Below are 20,000 nucleotides of genomic sequence, written 5' to 3'. Positions count from 1 at the left end.
TTGGACAAAGCGGACATTCGTTTCCCGCCAACCATAGTTGATAATCGTATGATCATTGATGACGCCACAATGTACACAGGCCTTTGGCCGATAGGTCAATTTACCAGTAATCTGGATAACCCCATCAGCCCGTTCAGTACCACCTTTAATTTTTACATGTTTATCATCTATGCCTAGCAACAACTTCGTAGTATCATAATTCATAAGGGTATTCCTTCCTTCTAGAAATCTTCGTCGAGGTTGATTTTAATGAATGGGCGGGAATGCCCGTTTTTTATTAAATAGTAGTGTAACAAAAAATCTGTTATCAGTAATAGATAAAATCTATTACCAACAACAGATATTGTAGAACCCTTTTTTGATTAAAAAAGCGCCAACCTCGATTCGAGATTGGCACTAAAAGGATAGCTGAACAACTAAAGTTCATGGTTTAAGTTTTCAATTTCTGGTACTTTGAAATCTTTTCGTTCAAGGGCCCGAACGATCCGGTCAAGTTTAGCTTTATCAACGTCCGCTGGCAAAGTGAACATGATCCGATGGACAAGCTCGCCGTCACGGGCATCTAAGCTGATCACGCTGGCAATATTCGTATATTTGGTAATGATCTTAGCTATCCCGACTAAATCACCACGGGTACCTGGCGATACAACGGTCAGGACATAAGAGCCAATATTGACATTCCATGATTGTGAAAGCATATCCATTAAACGCGTATGAGTTAAGATACCGTAGAATTTGTTTTCCGCATCAAGAACCGCAATATATGGCAAATCTTTGATTGAAAAGAAGACGTTGAAGAAAGCCGCATCGATTTTGATGAACTTAGTTGCATTTTTCAGTAAAGTCGTAACGGGCAGTTGCATATCACCGCCACGTGATTTATGCCGATAGATGTGCATTTTGTAGATGTTACCTCGGAAAATCGTCCCGGTTTCATCCACAATGGGGACACAACGATAACCGGAATCTTCAAGTATCTTAAGGGCTTCTTCTAAAGTGACGTTTTCCTGAACGGTCACCAGACGCTCTTTAGGCTTGATCAAGGATTTCAACAACATTGGGTGTAGCCTCCTAAATAATTAGAGCTCTCTAATAAACTAGAAGTATCATACCATAAAACTAACGGGTGAAACAACTTGAATAGTGGTATGGTCGGGAGAATCAGGGTCACTTTACATTAAAAAACGCAAAAATTGTGGTGGGAACCAGACGTTCAGAGATCAGTTATTATTTCGGTTAATGATGGGATTAAAAAACATGATGGTCAGCTGTAAGCTAGCCATCATGTTTTAAATTTTATTTTGATTAGTAAATCACGACTGCAGTGTGCAATGGAACAGCTGCGTAAACTTTACCAACAACGGATGGCGGTGTGTTAACACAACCATGTGAGCCATGGGTCAAGTACCAGTTACCACCATAACGCGGTTGCCATGGCGAGTCATGAATACCCACGCCGGTATTATCGATTGGCATCCAGTAACTTACAGGTGACGCGTAATTGGAGCCGTCATCGTTTTTACCTCGTAGGACAGCATTTCGTTGTTTACTCCAAACGTCCCAAACACCTGATGGCGTTGTACCAGAAACGGGCTTACCCGTAACCACTGGTGTTGAAATAATGATTTTACCATTTTTGTGTACCCACATATGCTGGGCCGGTTTTGAAACCTCGATATAAGTACTGCCTAGGTCGGAACCATCTTTATGGTAGCCCATTCCTTGAATCACGGGTGTTCGTGTAATCGGCTTCCCGGCTAAGACTGCTTTTGAAAGGATGGGTGTTTCAGCTGAAACTTTGATGCTCCAGCCATATAAGCCAGCGGGAACTTTAACCATTCTGCCGTCATGAGCTTTAAAATGACGGGTTTTATGAATGGTTCCGTATTGGTAACTCAGTTTAGTTAAATACTGTTTGATCTTAGTATTTGAGGCTGAGATCCGACCGTTGCTGGTCGTTAACCAACTGCCAATCGTGTCACTAGGGACGCGAACGGAGTGGTTCGTAATCCGGTATGTGATCCGGTTTTTGACTAACTTTTCGGCCTGGTCCTTCGCGTGGGCTAAGGTCTTATTGTTAGCTAATACGGTTGGCTTAACGTAGGCCTGAGATAGATTAATGGTGGATTGATGGGTTGCAATCGCTTTGGTGAGCGCTGCTTTGACGGATGATACAGAAACTTCCGTTCCGTATACTGGCTTTTGAACCATAAACCGGTGATCCTTATAAACCAGTGTTGCGTTATGAGTGGCTGTTCGTTGAGTACCAGCGGCCTTTTGCACGATTTGATCTGCCAAGGCAGTCAAATCAGAGTTATTCATCGCACTGGCACTTAATTGCTCATCATCAGCAGAAGCACTAACGCTGTGTGCCGGCCAGCTAAATGAATTTTGTTTGGCAATCATCTGTTTTAACTGACTTGAAGAGTAGGCTTTAACGCCAGCTTCGCGAGACGTAAATCGCGTCAGTGGTTTAGAATGATCTTCAATTGTATATGATTGATTTGCCAACTTTGTTTTTAAAGTCTGGGCTGCCTGTTCAGCAGTCTGGCCACCAACTTGAATACCACCAATTTGGGTGTCACTCAAGAAGTGGCTATTATAATGGGCCGTTCGCCAACCGTAACCAATTCCTAAAATGATAATTACGGTTAGGCCCGCGGAGACCCAACGTGAACGATGTGTCATGTTCTGATCCTCCTTATGGTCACTTATAAGGATAAGGCATAATCGGTAAAAACTCAATTTATTAATAAACGAGGCTGCGACACAACTCGGTAGATTCCAGAATATAACCGCAAACAGCGTCATTCCGATGGGTTTTATCGGGATGGCGTTATTTGCGGTTATATTCTGGAATCTGAGTTGTGGAACAGGTTAAGGCTATATTCAAGTAGTGGAACTAAAGTAAATTTTCGGCTGTGTGTAAGTCGGGCAATTAGATTAAATCCTTGTTGACGTAGACTTATGGCACAGCCCCGCATCAGTTTAATGATAAAGGAGAATCAGACTATTGATTGAGAGCTGCCAAACCTTCCTGAGTCACCTTTTTTAAGGTTTCTGCAGAAGCTTTCATTTTCGCTTTTTCAGTCTCACTAAGTGGCACTTCAATGACACCGGCCAAACCGGTAGCATTAATAATGCCTGGCGTTCCGATGAAGATGTCATCCAAGCCGTATTCACCGTCTAGTGCAGCACCAACGGGCAGAATGGCATTTTCATCACGGAAGATGGCTTTGGTGATCCGCATCAGGCAAGTTGCAACCCCATAATAGGTAGCACCCTTAGTGTTAATAATTTCGTAGGCCTTGTGCATCGTTTGATCTTCAATTTCTGCCAGTTCAGCATCGGTGATCCCGTGTTCTTCAGCAACTTGGCGCAGTGGTTTTGCGCCAACTGTGGCTTCATCATAGGCGGCAAATTCGGTATCGCCATGTTCTCCTAAAATGTAGCCATCGATACTACGAGGATCTAAGTTAAGCTTCTTGCCTAAAGCAACTCTTAGACGGGAGGTATCGAGGGAAGTGCCAGAACCAATGACCCGGTTCTTCGGGAAACCTGAGAACTTCCAGGTGGCATAGGTTAAAATATCCACTGGGTTAGCTGCCACTAAGAAGATACCGTCAAAACCTGAATCAACAACGGGCTTAACGATAGAACTTAAGATTTTTAAGTTCTTATCAACGAGGTCTAATCGAGTTTCGCCGGGCTTTTGCGGTGCACCCGCAGTAATGACGACTAAATCAGCGTCTTTGGCATCACTGTAGTCACCGGAATAGACTTTCTTAGGAGCTGTGAAAACCTGGGCGTCTTCCAGATCCAGCGCATCACCACGAGTACGTTCTTTGATCACATCGACGATTACTAACTCTTCAGCTAATCCTTGCTGCATGAGGGAAAAAGCGTATGCTGACCCCACAGCACCGTCACCAACGAGGACAACTTTTTGATGAAATTTTGACAATATACCCACCTCTTTCAAAATAGTAACTTGTTAATAGTGATAGTTTATCATAGAATGGTAAGCGCTTACTAATAAAAAGTACTGTGAAATTAAGTCTTTCATTTTGGAGTTTGTGAAAGCAAATGAATTGAATGGTTACTGGTAAAACAGTAATTAAATCTTTTTTGACTTTTAATTGAGCAAGTAGATGTATAAGCGATCATTGTGATTTTTCATTATATATTTCGAATGGATCATCAAGTGATCTGCACTGACGGTTGTCGGACAAGATAATATGCATTCGCCGGTGACGTATGCTATACTTTGACATGATATTTGGCATCGAATTCGTAAGAATTTTTTACGCTGAACGGTTGAAACTACCGTTCAGCTATTTTGCATGTTTTAATGTTAAAAATGAGAGAAATAGGGAGCGAATTTTAAAATGAAGATGATCGTTGGACTCGGAAACATTGGTCCACAATACAAGCAGACACGTCATAACACTGGTTTCATGGTTGTGGAGCAGTTTGCAGAAAAGGCGGGACTCCAGTTCACCAGCCGTAAGATGGAAGCTAAGCTAGCAACCGGACAAGTGAATGGTGAAAAGGTCATGCTGGTTGAACCGACCACTTTTATGAACGAATCTGGCCGTGCAGTTGGGGCATTGATGCGGTTTTATAAACTGGATATTGATGATCTGATTGTGGTCCATGATGATATGGATATGCCATTAGGGAAAATCCGGATCCGGCCAAAGGGTTCTGCCGGCGGTCATAACGGTATTAAGAGTATCATTGCGGCTTTAGGAACCAGTGAATTTAACCGGATCAAGGTCGGCATTCAGCACCCCCAAAAAAGTACGGTAGTTAATTACGTGCTCGGTAAATTTACTGAAGAGCAGCGGGCAACTTTTAACATTGCTGCAGGTCACGCGGTTGCCGCACTGTTTGACTGGGTTGACGGGAAAACGATTCCTGATTTAGAAAATCAGTATAATTAAGGAGTGAAGCTAAGTGCAACTTGCAGATTTTTTTGCAAACATGCCGCAGTACCAACAAGCAGTCGCGGGCTTTGAGCATCAGGACCGAGAATTGCTGACGGGAATTGCTGGCTCAGCGCGGGCACTGTTGATTCAGACGCTGCTGCAAAAAGAACAGCGGCCCATGATTTTTGTGACTGACACAATGTACCATGCAGATCAGCTGGCAGATGAATTAAGTAGTCAGCTTGGTGCTGACCAGCTGTATGAATTTCCAGTCGAAGAACTATTGGCTGCCGAGATTGCCACTAGCTCGCCTGACTTTCAAAGTCAGCGGATTCAAGCGCTGAGTGCGCTGGTCCAAGACAAGCCGGCAGTCGTTGTCACCTCAGTATCAGGCTTACGGCGTCAGTTGCCAGATCCTAAGCTTTTTAGCCAAGCGCAAATTCCACTAAAAACTGGCGGTGATGTTGACTTAGAAGGTTTAGCTGCCCGTCTTCAACGCATGGGCTATGTCAGGCAAAAACTCGTCGATGGTCCCGGTGACTTTGCAATTCGTGGCTCGATTATTGATATCTATCCACTGGATACGGAATATCCCGTTCGAATGGACTTATTTGATACCGAAATTGATTCATTGCGGCACTTTGACGCCAGTACGCAGCGCAGTGTTGAAAATATTGACGCCGTTACGATTCATCCGGTGACCGATTTGCTGATGACGCCTGAGCAACGACAGGCTGCTGCTGATACATTAAATAAGAAGTTAACTAAAGAACGACAACAGCTATCTGATGAAGACGGCGACTTACTTGCAAATAGCATTACCCCCCTGATTGAATCCTTAACCAAGGGGGATGTTTCAGCTGAATTAAGATTATTTGCAAACAACTTTTTCGGTAAAACGAATCTGTTGGATTATCTGAGTGACAACGGACTACTACTCATTGACGATTATCCCAGATTACGGGATACCAATAAGCAACTGGAAACGGATGAGGCCAACTGGACAGTTGATAAGTTAAGCGCTCATCAAATCTTTAGTGACCAGCAATTTGGCCTGCATTTTCAAGACGTCCTTAAGCGTGATCAGCATGCCGAAATTTTCTTCGCACTCTTCCAAAAGGGTATGGGTAACATGCGTTTTTCCCAATTAATTGATATTAAAACGCGTGCGATGCAGCAGTTCTTTGGTCAAATGCCATTACTGAAACAGGAAATTAATCGCTGGCAGGCATCGAAGCAAACCGTTGTGATGATGATGGCAAATGAAGAGCGGCTCAATAAAGTCTCACAAACGCTTGATGATTTTGGTATTAATGCGGTGATGACTAAGGCAAGCGATATTCAGCCTGGAGAAGTCCAGATCATCCCAGCTTCGAGTCAAACCGGCTTTGAGTTACCAGATGCTAAATTAGTCGTGATTACTGAAGCCGAAATGTTTAAACAAGTGACTAAGCACCACCGTCGTCGGCAAACCATGCAGAATGCCGAACGGTTGAAGAGTTACACCGACTTAAAACCAGGCGATTATGTCGTTCACGTTAATCATGGGATCGGCCGATTTGAAGGCATGCAGACTTTGGAAGTCGATGGTGTGCATCAAGATTATATGACCATTGCCTACCAAAGCGATGCCAAACTCTTTATTCCAGTGACGCAGTTGAATTTGATTCAGAAGTACGTCTCTTCTGAGGATAAGAAACCGCACATTAATAAACTGGGTGGTTCTGACTGGGCTAAGACCAAGAAAAAAGTGGCAGCAAAGATTGAAGATATTGCTGATGACTTGATTGAACTCTACGCCAAACGGGATTCAGAAAAAGGGTATGCTTTTCCTCATGATGATACTTATCAGGAGGAATTTGATAACGAATTTCCATACTCAGAAACGCCTGATCAATTACGTAGCATTGAAGAAATCAAGCACGATATGGAAAAGCCGAAGCCGATGGATCGCCTGTTGGTCGGTGATGTGGGCTACGGTAAAACTGAAGTGGCCTTACGGGCTGCTTTTAAGGCGATTGAAGCTGGCAAACAAGTTGCTTTCTTAGTGCCCACAACGATTTTGGCACAGCAGCATTACGATACGATGACGAATCGTTTTGAAGGCTTTCCGGTTAACGTTGCGATTTTGTCACGTTTCCAAACGACGAAGGAAGTTCACCAAATTATTCACGGCCTGGAAGACGGCAGTGTGGATATTGTTGTCGGGACGCACCGGTTATTGTCTAAAGACGTTAAGTTTAAGGACCTAGGCTTGTTGCTGGTTGACGAGGAACAGCGTTTTGGCGTGAAACACAAAGAAAAGCTGAAGCAGATGAAGTCTCAGGTGGATGTTTTGACGCTGACCGCGACGCCAATTCCGCGAACCTTGCACATGTCCATGCTGGGGGTTCGTGACCTGTCAGTGATTGAAACGCCTCCAGCCAACCGTTTCCCCATTCAAACGTACGTCATGGAACAAAATGCTGGCGCGATTCAAGACGGTATTCGGCGTGAAATGCAACGTGGCGGGCAAGTCTTTTATCTGCATAACCGGGTGGGTGATATCGAAGAAACGGTTAGTCAGATCAAAGCACTCGTGCCTGACGCAGAGGTTGCCTATATTCACGGTCAAATGACTGAGGCCCAGCTAGAAGGTATTTTGTACGACTTCATTCGTGGTGAATACGATGTCCTGGTCACGACAACGATCATCGAAACTGGGATGGACATTCCTAACGCCAACACACTGTTTGTTGAAGATGCTGATCACATGGGGCTTTCACAGCTTTATCAGTTACGTGGCCGGATTGGTCGAAGTAACCGGGTGGCTTATTCGTATTTTATGTATCAGCCCAACAAAGTGTTAACGGAAGTCAGTGAAAAACGGCTGGAAGCCATCAAAGATTTTACCGAATTAGGTTCCGGCTTCAAGATTGCGATGCGTGACCTCTCTATTCGTGGTGCCGGCAATCTTTTAGGTAAGCAGCAGAGTGGCTTTATTGATTCAGTTGGTTATGATCTATACACGCAAATGCTGACCGATGCCGTTTCTAAGAAGCAGGGTAAAACGGCCAAGCCCAAGACGGATACTACCGTTGAACTGGGATTGGAAGCTTATCTGCCAGAAACGTATATTGGTGATCAGCAGCAAAAAATTGAAATGTACAAACGAATTAGGCAAATTGAAGGGCCAGAGGATATTACCGAAGTGCAAAATGATCTGATTGATCGGTTTGGCGAGTATCCGGCTGAAGTGACAAACTTACTGACAATCAGCCAAGTTAAGCTTCAGGCAGATGAAGCTCTCATTGAGAAGATTCATCGAATCAAGGATCAAATCGAAGTCATTTTTTCCGCTAAGGGAACGGAACGCTTTAGTGGCGAAGACGTCTTTAAAGCGCTAGCTAACACTAAGTTGAGAGCGACGGTTGGCTTGTCGAATGATAAACTGGTCGTTAAATTAGTGATTCAGCCAAAGATGACGCAGGACAACTGGATGAATGAGCTGAATCAGTTCGTCAAAGCTTTAAGCGAAATGGCAGTTCAAACGACGAAATAGGTGAACTATGCAACGTAAATCAATGAAAACAGTGATGCAGGGTGCATTGTTACTTTCAGTGGCGTCACTCATTGCCAAAATTTTGAGCGCGGTTTATCGGGTCCCTTTCCAAAACATGGTTGGGAACACCGGTTTCTATGTGTATCAGCAAATTTATCCTATTTATGGGATTGGTATGACCTTTGCCTTGAGCGGTTTGCCAATGTTTATTTCAAAATTAGTGGCGGAAAACGAATCAGCAGAGAATAAACTGACCCTGATTTCAAGGCTGTTTATTATTTTAGCTGGGTTTTCAGTTGCCTTGTTTCTGTTTTTGCAGGGGTTTGCACTTCCTATTGCCAGCACAATGGGGGATCCGAGTCTGACACCAATTATTCGTTCAGTTAGCTGGATGTTCCTTTTTTCTCCATTTTTAGCGATCAGCCGCGGCTATTTTCAAGGTCAGTACGATATGCGGCCAACCGCGCTGTCTCAGTTAGTTGAGCAGGCTATTCGGGTGACAGTGATTTTGGTCGTTGCTTACTGGGCGATGAGCCAGCGATGGAACGTTTATAAAATGGGAACTTGGGCCATGAGCAGTGCGCCGATTGCGGCCATTTTTGCGTCAGCCGTTATGTTGTATGCGGTGCGAGCACGTCACCTAAAAGTGACAGCTGCGATAAAGCGGCCGGTGCTATCAAGCTATGGCCACTTAGCCAAACGGATGCTCATAGAGGGGGGCACTATCAGCCTGTTTGCATCAATGATGGTGTTACTCCAGCTGGTTGATTCCTTTACGGTCATGCGTGGACTGATGATTCAGGGCCTGCCATCGATGATCGCCAAATCAATCAAAGGGGTGTATGACCGTGGCCAACCACTTGTTCAACTTGGCTTAGTCGTTGCGACTTCGTTTTCATCATCACTTTTGCCATCCTTAACCGAAACGTTAAACCGCGGTTTCCATTCGCAATTTGTTCGGCAGGCCAATACGGTCGTTAGGATCAGTGTGGCGATTGCTACGGCAGCCTCAGTTGGGCTGATTGCCTTGATGCCGGAAGTTAATGTTTTGCTATTTGGCAACCAGCAAGGAAATCGGATGCTGTCGGTGTACGTGTTAAGCATTATCCTAGCCACGCTGATTATGATTGATAACAGTATTTTGCAAAGCCTTAATCAATTTATGGTGACGATTGCGGGCCTAGCCATCGGCTTATTGATCAAAATTATGTTTAATCAGTGGGCAGTTGTACGTTTTGGTGCAATCGGTGCTAGCTGGGTAACGGTTGTCGCGTTATTGGGCATGGCAGGCTTTCTAAGGCATCAATTACGCAACGAAAATCTAGCTGCTTTTAAAAGGGGTTTCTTAGGTAAACTACTTTTGATTTCCCTGATAATGATGGGGGCTGTTAGAGTGGCGATGCCAATTGGCAACTGGTTGACGGCTGCTTGGTCGCCACGAATGGCTGCCTTGTTTGATGCAAGCCTAGGTATTTTGGTGGGCGTGCTAGTCTTTATGTTACTTGCTTTAAAATTAAACTTACTGACGTTACGTGAATGGTTGCTGTTACCCAAAGCCAATCATTGGTTACGCTGGTTTAAAAAATAAACCTGGAGGTTCATGATGAGATTAGATAAATTTCTAAAAGTGTCACGTATTATCAAACGGAGAACCGTTGCTAAGGAAATTGCGGATCAAGGAAGAATCACGATCAATGACCGGGTTGCGAAATCCTCTACCGACGTGTCACCCAACGATCGCTTAGTCATCAAGTTTGGCAATAAGACCTTAACGGTTCAGGTGCTTCAATTACTGGAGACAACTAAGAAGCAAGATGCCGAAAACATGTTTAAAATCGTAAGTGAAGACTACGAAAAAGATTACCGTAACGAGTAGTAACGGATTATATTAGACAATTAATGCTATTGTGAACGAAACCGTTAACTTTCGGCATTATACTATTACAGTTCTGTGACATTCCGTGAATCCGCTTTAAATCTCATAGACAACCCCTAATATCGTTGATATACTTCAGTATGAGGATATTGACGTGGGGGGCGTTAAAATGGTTAAACGGTCGAAAATTACGCAGCTTGATAATCAATACACAAGGCAGGCTAATCAGCATGAGCATCGAACGCATTTGAGTAAACAACGTAAGAAACGGGCTTTGAAGATTATTGGTGCATTTTGCCTCGTTTTTCTCGTCCTGGGTGTTCAAATTGTTCATGCCAAGAACGCGATGAGCCAGACTAACGTCCAAATCGCACGTCAGCAGCAAAAGCTAGCACGGGTGAAGCAAACCCATCAAGATCTTAATGAACATGTCAAACTCTTGAATAACAAGGATTATTTAGAAAACCTCATTCGCTCGAAATATTATTTTGCTAAGTCTGGCGAAACCATTTACAGTTTACCTAACGACAAAGCAAATGACGTCACGGCGAAGTAAGTAAGTGTGAGGACTAAAGTGAAGTTGGTTTCAAGTGTGAACTTGTTTACCGGCTTCATTTTTTATGCTTAAATGAGATTTTGATTAAATAACCGTTTGGCGTTCAGGCTTGTTTTGCGAGAAATGTGCTATACTGTTAGTACCAATTTAAGGAGGAAATTCTTGTTTATGGCAATCGAGGTTGGAGCAAAAGTTGCTGGTAAGGTTTCAGGCATCACAAATTTTGGTGCATTCATTGATTTAGGTGAACATAAAACCGGATTAGTGCACATCAGTGAAGTCTCAGATGGCTTCGTAAAAGACATTCATGATGTTTTAAGCGTTGGCGATAAAGTAACGGTGAAGGTTTTGAATATCGGTGACGATGGCAAAATTGCGTTATCGATTCGTAAGGCGGAAGATAAGCCGGAAGCACATTCAGAGCACGAACACCACGAGCATCGTGAACACGAACATCATGAAAATAGCAATAATTACCATGGTGGCAGCAATAGCCATTATCGTAACAGCAACAACGGTGGTGGACATGCCCGGAATAGCAGCCACTCGAGTTCAAACCATAAGGAGAGTTTCGACGATTTAATGTCCGGCTTTCTAAAGGAAAGTGAAGACCGATTAGCAACCCTTAAGCGCAATACTGAAGGTAAACGCGGTGGTCGTGGCGGCCGTCGGAGCTAATTAATCAGACAACAATTGAACTGAAGCGTCCGTTCGCAAAACAGCCGTTTTGTAACGGAGGCTTCTTTTTTATATTGATGAGGTAATCAAGATGGATATTTCAGAACAATTTAACTCAGCGGTCATTCAAGCAAATTGGTTTCGTTCGGACCAGGTCGCCATTGTCGCGGTTTCAACAGGAGTTGACTCTATGACATTATTAACCTTGATGCAGCAGTTGCCACTCAGCGTCCGTCCTAGATTAGTGGTGGCCCATGTTAACCATCAGTTACGTCAGCAAAGCCAAGTTGAAGAGCAATTTATTAGTGAGTATTGTCGGGAACATCAGATTGAACTGGCGACCACTCGTTGGCCAATGGCTGATCACCCGAAAAGGGGAATTGAGGCTGCCGCTCGTCGTTTTCGCTACGAATTTTTTACGAAGCTCATGGTTAAATATCATGCCAGTTCATTATTGACTGCCCATCACGCGGATGATCAAGCTGAAACGGTCCTGATGAAGCTGGTACGGGGTGGTCAACTGGCACAGCTGCAGGGGATTTTACCCGCTCAGCCGTTTAAAACAGGTCAGTTAATCAGGCCTTTGCTAGCCTTTAGCAAGGGCCAGCTCAGAGCATATGCTAAACAGCACCAGTTAACCTGGTTTGAAGATGAGACTAACGATGATGATAATGTGTTACGTAATCGGATAAGACATCAGTTGATCCCGGGACTCAAGCAAGAAAATCCGGCTTTTCTCACGCACGTTAAAGCGTATAGTGATCAGCTGACGGCGGTTATTCAGCTGGCACATGAGCGGGAAGAGGAACTTTTAAGCCAGATCAGTGTTGATACTCAGACATACAGTGTCGATCGGTGGCGAAAGTTATCAGCTATTCAGCAGCGATTTGTGCTGAAGACCATTTTTCGACATGAACAAATTCCTATTAAAGAAGCTTACTTGGATGAAGCAGTACAATTGCTAAAAAACGATAAAAAGCCAAACGGTCAACTAAATTTAACGCACTCACAAGTTTTGGAAAAAGACTATCATCACTTTTCAATTAAAGCAGAATTAAAAGTTCCCACAAATGACATTCCAGCTGATAAAATTGTGGTAATATCTAACCAGTGGGTTCCGTTATCACGGGGGTTGCAGGTGCGTTTGATGCCGTTTCGTTTAACGTCAAAGCCTGACCGCTGTCAGATGGCACTTAATTTGAAGCCGGCTGAACTGCCTTTACAAATCAGGCAAGCTAGACCAGTGGACCAAGTAAAGCTGGCTAGTGGCGGTCATAAGTCGGTGCGGCGAATTTTAATCGACCATAAAGTCCCGCAAGCACAACGCTCAAAGCAATTAGTTGCTGTGAGTGCTAAGGGCGAGGTTTTGTGGCTCATTGGGTTGCAGCGCAGCGCCCGTGATTTTTCAGAACCTAACTACGAACTGGTAGTAAAACAATCTGACTAGAGGAGCAAAATTAATGAATAACGATATCGAGCGTGTATTATACAGCCAAGAAGACATCAAGGCTGCCTGTCAACGTCTGGGGGCTGAAATCACTCGGGATTACGCAGGCAAGAAACCGCTGTTCATCGGTGTTTTGAAGGGTGTTATTTTTTTCATGACGGATCTGTTGCGGGAGATGGATTTTCTTGCTGACATCGATTTTATTGATGTTTCCAGTTACCATGGCGGAACAGCTTCAACCGGCGAGATCACTTTAGTTCACGATATCGATACCGATATTAGTGGCCGGGACGTGATTGTCATTGAAGATATTTTGGACAGTGGCCGAACACTCGCTTATTTGAATAAACGGTTAACCGAACGGCATCCTAAATCCCTAAAAGTTTGCACACTTTTGGATAAACCAGAAGGACGGGTAGTTGAGGCAAAGGCCGATTACGTAGGGTTCAATGTTCCTAATGAGTTTCTGGTTGGGTATGGCCTTGACTACGTTGAATACTACCGAAACCTACCGTATGTTGGGGTTTTAAAACCAGAAATCTATACGAAATGAGGAATTGGTCAAAAAAGGTCAAATTTCTGGATAAAACATTAGTCAAATAAGGTCAAATGTGATAGTATAATTTTTATCAACGGGGGAATCGTCCCTCAGTTTCATTCCCAATACATAAGGGAATTGAAGTAAGGAGGCACTAAATGAACAATCGAAGAAATGGCCTTTTTCGAAATAGTCTTTTCTACATTGTGATCTTCTTGTTGGTCATGGGTGTTATTTACTTCTTCCAAGGAAATAACTCAAGCTCGCAATCCCAAGAGATTCAATCAAGCGAGTTTATCCAACAACTAAAAGAGAACAAGGTGAAGAACTTTTCTGTTCAACCTTCTGGTGGCGTTTATAAGGTCACTGGTGAATATCGAAAAGCGCAAAAGGCTAAGACTCAGACTGGCTTTACCCTTGGGGGTAACACCAGTTCTAAGGTGACAAGCTTCAGTACTGCGATGTTGCAAAACAACTCCAGTGTCACTGAAGTCACACGTTATGCTAGGGATCATAACGTGAAAATGAATACGAAACCTGAAGAGTCCAGTGGCTTCTGGGTAAACTTATTAGTTTACGTTTTGCCTCTTCTGGCGTTCATTTTCTTCTTCTACATGATGATGGGTCAGGCCGGCCAAGGTGGCGGGAATGGCAAAGTCATGAACTTTGGCAAGTCCAAAGCAAAACCAACGGACAGTAAAGAAAACAAAGTTCGCTTTACTGATGTCGCTGGTGAAGAAGAAGAGAAACAGGAATTGGTGGAAGTTGTTGAATTCCTGAAAGATCCGCGTAAATTCGTTTCATTGGGTGCGCGGATCCCATCTGGTGTGTTACTAGAGGGGCCTCCTGGTACTGGTAAGACTTTGCTGGCTAAAGCGGTTGCCGGTGAAGCTGGTGTCCCATTCTACTCAATTTCTGGTTCTGACTTCGTTGAAATGTTCGTCGGGGTTGGTGCCAGCCGTGTTCGTGACTTGTTTGATCAGGCCAAGAAGAACGCGCCATCGATTATCTTTATTGATGAAATTGATGCCGTTGGGCGTCAACGTGGTGCTGGAATGGGCGGCGGTCACGATGAACGTGAACAAACCCTGAACCAGTTGCTGGTTGAAATGGATGGTTTTACCGGTAATGAAGGTGTCATTGTCATGGCAGCTACTAACCGTTCCGATGTTTTGGATCCTGCTTTGCTTCGTCCTGGTCGTTTCGACCGGAAGATCTTAGTTGGTCGTCCTGACGTTAACGGTCGTGAAGCTATTTTAAAGGTTCACTCACGTAACAAACCATTGGCTAATGATGTCGACTTAAAGGAAATTGCTAAGCAAACGCCAGGTTTCGTTGGTGCCGACTTGGAAAACCTTCTGAATGAAGGTGCCTTGTTAGCGGCTCGTCGTAACAAGACTCAGATCGACGCTTCTGATATTGATGAAGCTGAAGACCGGGTCATTGCTGGACCCGCCAAACGTAATCGGGTTATCAGCAAGAAGGAACGGGAAACTGTTGCTTATCATGAAGCCGGACATACGATCGTTGGGTTAGTTCTTAACGATGCCCGGGTTGTCCATAAGGTAACGATTGTTCCTCGTGGACGTGCTGGCGGGTACGCCATTATGCTGCCTCGTGAAGATCAGATGCTGATGAGTAAGAAGGATGCTGAAGAACAAATGGCAGGCCTGATGGGTGGTCGGACAGCTGAAGAGCTAATCTTCCATTCAGAATCATCTGGTGCCTCTAATGACTTTGAACAGGCAACTCAAATTGCCCGTGCAATGGTTACCCAGTATGGGATGAGTGAAAAAGTCGGGACGGTTGCTCTTGAGAGCGCCGGTGCCCAGCCGTTTGCTGGTGCCAACTATGGTCAAGGTCCAGCCTACTCACAAGAAACCGCTGCAACGATTGATGAAGAAGTTCGTCGTTTAACTAATGAAGCTCACGCCACTGCGAAGAAGATCCTTTCTGAGCACCGTGAACAACATAAGATCATTGCTGAAGCACTGTTGAAGTATGAAACCTTGGATGAAAAGCAGATTCTTAGTCTTTATAACACTGGGAAAATGCCAGACACGCAAGAAGACAGTGAATTTCCTAGTGAAAAAGCTGCCACCTTCGAACAGTCCAAGCGCGAACTTGAACGGCGTGAAGCGGAACGACAAGCTAAAATTCAAGAAAAAACTGATCAAAAATCTGATGAACCTAAATCAGATTCTGAAAGTGATCAAAAACCGGCTCAGGATGATTCTGAGAAGGACGATTCAAATCAACCGCATACTGATGATCCAACTGATCATTCGGATGATGGGGAAGATTAGAATTGATAAGAAGCGCAGGCCGAGGGCTTGCGCTTTTTTGTGGGTTTTGAATAAAACGAGTTATGTTTAAGAGGTTTCAGCTGACAGAGAGCTGCATACAGTAATGAGAGGGCATAAATCCAAGATCGGGATTTCTCCCCTCTCACCACTGCATTTCGCTCTCTAATCGTCAGCTTCCACACCTTGTGTTAATTGGGTTCCAGCTGGCAGAAAGTTGCATATAGCAGTGAATCGGCATAAATCCAAGGACGGGATTTCTACCGTTCCACCGCTATACACCACTTTCTAACCGCCAGCTTCCACACCTTGTGTTATACTACTCTAGAAATTCTTTTAGGAGGAAACTATGTCAGATTATTTACTTAAAAGTGTTGTGGATGATGGTCAATTCCGTGCCTATGCCGTTGACGCAACTGAATTAGTTCGTGAAGCACAGCAACGTCATGATACTTGGTCAGCCGCTTCAGCCGCTTTGGGCCGGACGCTGATTGCAACGCTAATGTTATCGTCATCCGTATTAAAGGGGGACGATACCTTGACCGTGCGTATTAATGGTGGCGGACCAGTGGGCGGCATCGTAGCTGATGGAAACGCAAATGGGACTGTTAAGGGTTATTTGCAGAACCCGCACGTTAATTTACCATTAAACAAACGGCATAAGATCGATGTGGCTAAAGCTGTGGGGGTGGAAGGTTCACTTTCAGTTACCAAGGATCTGGGCCTAGACAAACCGTATACGGGTCAAGTACCGCTCGCATCGGGTGAAATCGGTGATGATTTTACTTATTATTTAGCACAATCAGAACAGATCCCTTCAGCTGTTGGCGTGTCCGTATTTGTTAATGACGATAACAGCATTAAAGTGGCTGGCGGCTTTTTAGTACAGGTCATGCCAGGTGCTAAGGATGAAGCTATCAGTCATCTGGAGAAACGCTTGAAAGAGGTCCCAATGGTTTCTGAATTACTCTTAGACGGTCAAAAGCCTGAGGACATGCTCAACCTGTTGTTCGGTCAAGAGAATGTTAAAATTCTCGATAAGATGCCAGTTTCGTTTAAGTGTGACTGTTCAAAGGATCAGTTTAGCCAGGCATTGGCAAGTATTTCTAAAAAGCAGCTCCAAGAAATCATTAATGAAGATCATCACGCTGAAACGGTTTGCAATTTCTGCAAGAACAAGTACGAATTTAGTGAAGATGAACTAAAGGTTATTTTAGCTAAAATGTAATTCACTATTGTTGGTAGCCAGTTCTTAGCAGAATGTGCTATGATAGCTAACGCAGAAAATGAGTCAGACAAAGAATATTTAGAGGTGAGCATATGGAATGGCAAATCGGCGACGTTAAAATTGCAAATCAAGTCGTTGTTGCACCAATGGCTGGGGTGACTAACTCCGCTTTTCGTGTAATCTGTAAGGAATTTGGTGCGGGCTTAGTTGTCTGCGAAATGATTTCAGACCGTGGCATTATGTACCATAATAAAAAGACGTTGGAAATGATGTTTGTAGATGCCAGCGAACATCCAATGAGTATTCAAATTTTCGGTGGGACCAAAGAAACGTTAGTCCAAGCTGCCAAGTTTGTGGATCAAAATACGGCTGCAGATATTATTGATATCAATATGGGCTGTCCCGTTAATAAAGTCGTTAAGACTGATGCTGGCGCTAAATGGCTACTTGATCCAAATAAGGTCTATGAAATGGTCTCTTATGTGACTGATGCCGTTAAAAAGCCTGTTACGGTTAAAATGCGGACCGGTTGGGATGACAAACATATTTATGCGGTAGAAAATGCCTTAGCTACCGAACGTGCGGGCGCCTCGGCACTTGCCATGCACGGGCGGACCCGTAAACAACTGTATCAAGGTCACGCTAACTGGGATATCTTAAAGGAAGTGGCTGACCAGCTTACCATTCCATTTATGGCTAATGGGGATGTTAAATCAGCTGAGGACGCTAAACGAATGTTAGACCATACTGGGGCGGATGCGGTTATGATCGGCCGAGCAGCAATGGGAAATCCGTGGATGCTTCATCAGACTGAACATTACCTTGCCACTGGTGAATTGTTAGATGAACCGTCACCAGCAAAGAAAATTCAAACAGCCAAGGAACATTTACACCGGTTAGTCGAACTGAAGGGTGATTATGTTGGCCCGCGTGAGTTCCGGGGTCAGGCTGCGTACTATTTAAAGGGAATTTCACATTCAGCACGGACTAAGGCGGCTTTGAATAACGCTGAATCAGAACAAGAAATGAATGACATTTTCGATGCATTTTTAGAGAAATTGTCAGCTTTAGCCGCTAATAGCCGATAATTTTAAAAAAGCAGGCAAAAGAGCTTGCTTTTTTTATTGAGGGTTGTCAAAATTAATAGCGGACTAGTTATTATAAGATGGAGGTATTAGTGTGGCTGGAAAAGATAAAGAAATGAATGACCAACTACGAGTTCGTCGCGAAAAGATGAACGAACTGCGTGAAGAGGGGATCGATCCCTTTGGTCACCGATTTGAGCGAACTTATTTAGCAGCGCAATTGCACAAAGAGTTTGAAGATGACGATAAGGATGAACTCAATGGCTTAAAAAAAACTGCAGTGATTGCTGGACGGATGGTCTCTAAACGTGGTAAGGGTAAAGTTGGCTTTGCTGACATACAAGACCGCACTGGAAAGATTCAAATTTACGTTCGGAAAGATATTCTGGGCGATGAAATTTATCATATTTTCAAGCGTTCTGACATTGGTGATCACTTGGGTATCGAAGGTGACATCATTAAAACTGACATGGGTGAACTGACGATTCGGGCAACTAAGCTGACGTTTCTTTCTAAAGCGCTACGCCCGTTGCCTGATAAGTTCCATGGGTTACAAAACAAGGAACAAATCTACCGTCAACGTTATTTGGATTTGATTTCTAATCCGGAAAGCTTTGACCGTTTTAAGAAACGTAGCAAGATCATTACAGCCATTCGGAGTTATCTAGATGGCAACGATTTTCTCGAAGTCGAAACACCAGTCCTTCATAATCAAGCTGGTGGTGCTAATGCACGGCCATTTATCACTCACCATAACGCGTTAGATATTGATCTTTACCTTCGTATCGCTTTGGAACTCCATTTAAAGCGATTGATTGTTGGTGGGATGGAACGCGTGTACGAAATTGGTCGCGTATTCCGGAACGAAGGGATGGATACCCGTCATAACCCTGAATTTACGATGCTTGAAACCTACGTGGCTTATTTTGATTTCCATGATGTGATGAATGAAACCGAAGGCATTTTCAAAGCGGCCGCTAACGCTGTCACCGATAATGGTGTGGTTACCTATCAAGGAAACGAAATTGATCTGAACAAGGACTTTGCACGGATTCACATGGTAGATGCTATTAAGCAATACACAGGTGTGGATTTCTGGCCTAAAATGAGCGTTGAAGATGCACGTAAGCTGGCTGATGACCATGGTATTCACTACGAAAACTATTGGGCAGTTGGTCATATTATTAATGCTTTCTTTGAAGAGCTGGTACAACCTAAGTTAGATCAACCTACTTTTGTGTACGGCCATCCAGTTGAAATTTCACCATTAGCAAAGAAGAATCCAGAAGATCCTCGCTTTACTGACAGATTCGAGCTCTATATTGCTGGTAATGAATTTGCCAATGCCTTTACTGAACTGAACGATCCTATTGATCAGCGTCAACGTTTCGAGGCACAGGTCAAGGAACGTGCTGAAGGTAATGATGAAGCTGAAGGAATTGATGAGGACTTCATCGAAGCATTGGAATACGGTATGCCGCCTACTGGTGGACTCGGCATTGGGATTGATCGGTTAGTCATGTTACTGACTGATGCAGACTCAATTCGAGATGTTCTATTGTTCCCAACGATGCGTCCAGAAGAATAAGCTGACATTTTTATTCTATATAATATTGGCCGGCCTAACCACGAGCATATTTTGCTTGTGGTTAGGCCGGTTTTTGTAGCTGCTGCGTTTGGAGCTGAAGACCCAAACTAAGGCTCTTTGACAACTGTTGTTGGTAAATTTCTTAAATTAGTTCTAATCACTATTTTGTGATTAGGACTTTTTTAGTTTTGATGTGCAAGGTATAAAGTACTCTTACTCTAAATTTCCG

15 protein-coding genes and 1 pseudogene are annotated in these 20,000 nt (G+C 43.9%); 12 read left to right on the top strand and 4 right to left on the bottom strand.

Annotated features, from left to right (window positions below):
• The 4 genes and pseudogenes from IWT5_RS11505 to IWT5_RS11490 form a co-directional block, all read right to left on the bottom strand.
• A pseudogene (locus tag IWT5_RS11505) lies at window positions 1–204 on the bottom strand (ISL3 family transposase); the annotation flags it as partial.
• Between the two features lie 212 nt (window positions 205–416).
• The gene (cbpA, locus tag IWT5_RS11500) at window positions 417–1,058 is read right to left on the bottom strand and encodes a cyclic di-AMP binding protein CbpA (protein WP_089110078.1); all 642 of its coding nucleotides are present in this window, start codon (window positions 1,056–1,058) and stop codon (window positions 417–419) included.
• Between the two features lie 247 nt (window positions 1,059–1,305).
• Window positions 1,306–2,688, bottom strand: coding sequence for a L,D-transpeptidase family protein (locus IWT5_RS11495; protein WP_089110077.1), 1,383 nt, complete (start codon window positions 2,686–2,688; stop codon window positions 1,306–1,308).
• Window positions 2,689–3,010: 322 nt separating this feature from the next.
• A complete protein-coding gene (locus IWT5_RS11490; RefSeq protein ID WP_191981315.1) occupies window positions 3,011–3,964 on the bottom strand; it encodes an L-lactate dehydrogenase in 954 nt (317 codons plus the stop codon).
• Between the two features lie 424 nt (window positions 3,965–4,388).
• Between IWT5_RS11490 and pth the strand changes: the two genes are divergently transcribed.
• The 12 genes from pth to lysS all read left to right on the top strand — a co-directional run bounded on the left by pth (window position 4,389) and on the right by lysS (window position 19,771).
• Window positions 4,389–4,946 carry an aminoacyl-tRNA hydrolase gene (gene pth / locus IWT5_RS11485; RefSeq protein ID WP_089110076.1) on the top strand — a complete coding sequence of 186 codons (558 nt, stop codon included), beginning with the start codon at window positions 4,389–4,391 and terminating at the stop codon, window positions 4,944–4,946.
• Window positions 4,947–4,959: 13 nt separating this feature from the next.
• The gene (gene mfd, locus IWT5_RS11480) at window positions 4,960–8,472 is read left to right on the top strand and encodes a transcription-repair coupling factor (protein WP_439959110.1); all 3,513 of its coding nucleotides are present in this window, start codon (window positions 4,960–4,962) and stop codon (window positions 8,470–8,472) included.
• Between the two features lie 7 nt (window positions 8,473–8,479).
• Window positions 8,480–10,060 carry a putative polysaccharide biosynthesis protein gene (locus IWT5_RS11475; protein ID WP_089110075.1) on the top strand — a complete coding sequence of 527 codons (1,581 nt, stop codon included), beginning with the start codon at window positions 8,480–8,482 and terminating at the stop codon, window positions 10,058–10,060.
• Window positions 10,061–10,075: 15 nt separating this feature from the next.
• Window positions 10,076–10,348 carry an RNA-binding S4 domain-containing protein gene (locus IWT5_RS11470; protein ID WP_089110074.1) on the top strand — a complete coding sequence of 91 codons (273 nt, stop codon included), beginning with the start codon at window positions 10,076–10,078 and terminating at the stop codon, window positions 10,346–10,348.
• 169 nt (window positions 10,349–10,517) lie between these two features.
• On the top strand, window positions 10,518–10,904 hold the full coding sequence (locus IWT5_RS11465) for an FtsB family cell division protein (RefSeq protein ID WP_089110073.1): 387 nt from the start codon (window positions 10,518–10,520) through the stop codon (window positions 10,902–10,904).
• A gap of 168 nt (window positions 10,905–11,072) precedes the next feature.
• Window positions 11,073–11,582 (top strand): S1 domain-containing RNA-binding protein, encoded by a 510-nt coding sequence (locus tag IWT5_RS11460; RefSeq protein WP_089110072.1) that lies wholly within the window; start codon window positions 11,073–11,075, stop codon window positions 11,580–11,582.
• Between the two features lie 91 nt (window positions 11,583–11,673).
• Window positions 11,674–13,029, top strand: coding sequence for a tRNA lysidine(34) synthetase TilS (gene tilS / locus IWT5_RS11455; protein ID WP_089110071.1), 1,356 nt, complete (start codon window positions 11,674–11,676; stop codon window positions 13,027–13,029).
• A gap of 13 nt (window positions 13,030–13,042) precedes the next feature.
• On the top strand, window positions 13,043–13,582 hold the full coding sequence (gene hpt, locus IWT5_RS11450; RefSeq protein ID WP_089110070.1) for a hypoxanthine phosphoribosyltransferase: 540 nt from the start codon (window positions 13,043–13,045) through the stop codon (window positions 13,580–13,582).
• 143 nt (window positions 13,583–13,725) lie between these two features.
• Window positions 13,726–15,873, top strand: coding sequence for an ATP-dependent zinc metalloprotease FtsH (gene ftsH / locus IWT5_RS11445; protein WP_089110069.1), 2,148 nt, complete (start codon window positions 13,726–13,728; stop codon window positions 15,871–15,873).
• 346 nt (window positions 15,874–16,219) lie between these two features.
• Window positions 16,220–17,098 (top strand): Hsp33 family molecular chaperone HslO, encoded by an 879-nt coding sequence (hslO, locus tag IWT5_RS11440; RefSeq protein WP_089110068.1) that lies wholly within the window; start codon window positions 16,220–16,222, stop codon window positions 17,096–17,098.
• Between the two features lie 92 nt (window positions 17,099–17,190).
• The gene (gene dusB / locus IWT5_RS11435) at window positions 17,191–18,186 is read left to right on the top strand and encodes a tRNA dihydrouridine synthase DusB (RefSeq protein ID WP_089110067.1); all 996 of its coding nucleotides are present in this window, start codon (window positions 17,191–17,193) and stop codon (window positions 18,184–18,186) included.
• 112 nt (window positions 18,187–18,298) lie between these two features.
• On the top strand, window positions 18,299–19,771 hold the full coding sequence (gene lysS, locus IWT5_RS11430; protein WP_089110079.1) for a lysine--tRNA ligase: 1,473 nt from the start codon (window positions 18,299–18,301) through the stop codon (window positions 19,769–19,771).
• Window positions 19,772–20,000: the final 229 nt, after the last annotated feature.

The sequence above is a fragment of the Secundilactobacillus mixtipabuli genome, assembly GCF_002217925.1.
GTDB lineage: Bacteria > Bacillota > Bacilli > Lactobacillales > Lactobacillaceae > Secundilactobacillus > Secundilactobacillus mixtipabuli.
Note: the sequence above shows the minus strand (reverse complement) of the source record. Positions and strands in the feature narration are given on the sequence as shown.

Coding starts and splice junctions, on each gene's coding strand:
- ftsH (WP_089110069.1), top strand. CDS start 13,726: ATGAACAATCGAAGAAATGGCCTTTTTCGAAATAGTCTTTTCTACATT.
- hpt (WP_089110070.1), top strand. CDS start 13,043: ATGAATAACGATATCGAGCGTGTATTATACAGCCAAGAAGACATCAAG.
- IWT5_RS11460 (WP_089110072.1), top strand. CDS start 11,073: ATGGCAATCGAGGTTGGAGCAAAAGTTGCTGGTAAGGTTTCAGGCATC.
- IWT5_RS11495 (WP_089110077.1), bottom strand. CDS start 2,688: ATGACACATCGTTCACGTTGGGTCTCCGCGGGCCTAACCGTAATTATC.
- cbpA (WP_089110078.1), bottom strand. CDS start 1,058: ATGTTGTTGAAATCCTTGATCAAGCCTAAAGAGCGTCTGGTGACCGTT.
- hslO (WP_089110068.1), top strand. CDS start 16,220: ATGTCAGATTATTTACTTAAAAGTGTTGTGGATGATGGTCAATTCCGT.
- IWT5_RS11475 (WP_089110075.1), top strand. CDS start 8,480: ATGCAACGTAAATCAATGAAAACAGTGATGCAGGGTGCATTGTTACTT.
- IWT5_RS11465 (WP_089110073.1), top strand. CDS start 10,518: ATGGTTAAACGGTCGAAAATTACGCAGCTTGATAATCAATACACAAGG.
- pth (WP_089110076.1), top strand. CDS start 4,389: ATGAAGATGATCGTTGGACTCGGAAACATTGGTCCACAATACAAGCAG.
- lysS (WP_089110079.1), top strand. CDS start 18,299: ATGAATGACCAACTACGAGTTCGTCGCGAAAAGATGAACGAACTGCGT.
- tilS (WP_089110071.1), top strand. CDS start 11,674: ATGGATATTTCAGAACAATTTAACTCAGCGGTCATTCAAGCAAATTGG.
- dusB (WP_089110067.1), top strand. CDS start 17,191: ATGGAATGGCAAATCGGCGACGTTAAAATTGCAAATCAAGTCGTTGTT.
- IWT5_RS11470 (WP_089110074.1), top strand. CDS start 10,076: ATGAGATTAGATAAATTTCTAAAAGTGTCACGTATTATCAAACGGAGA.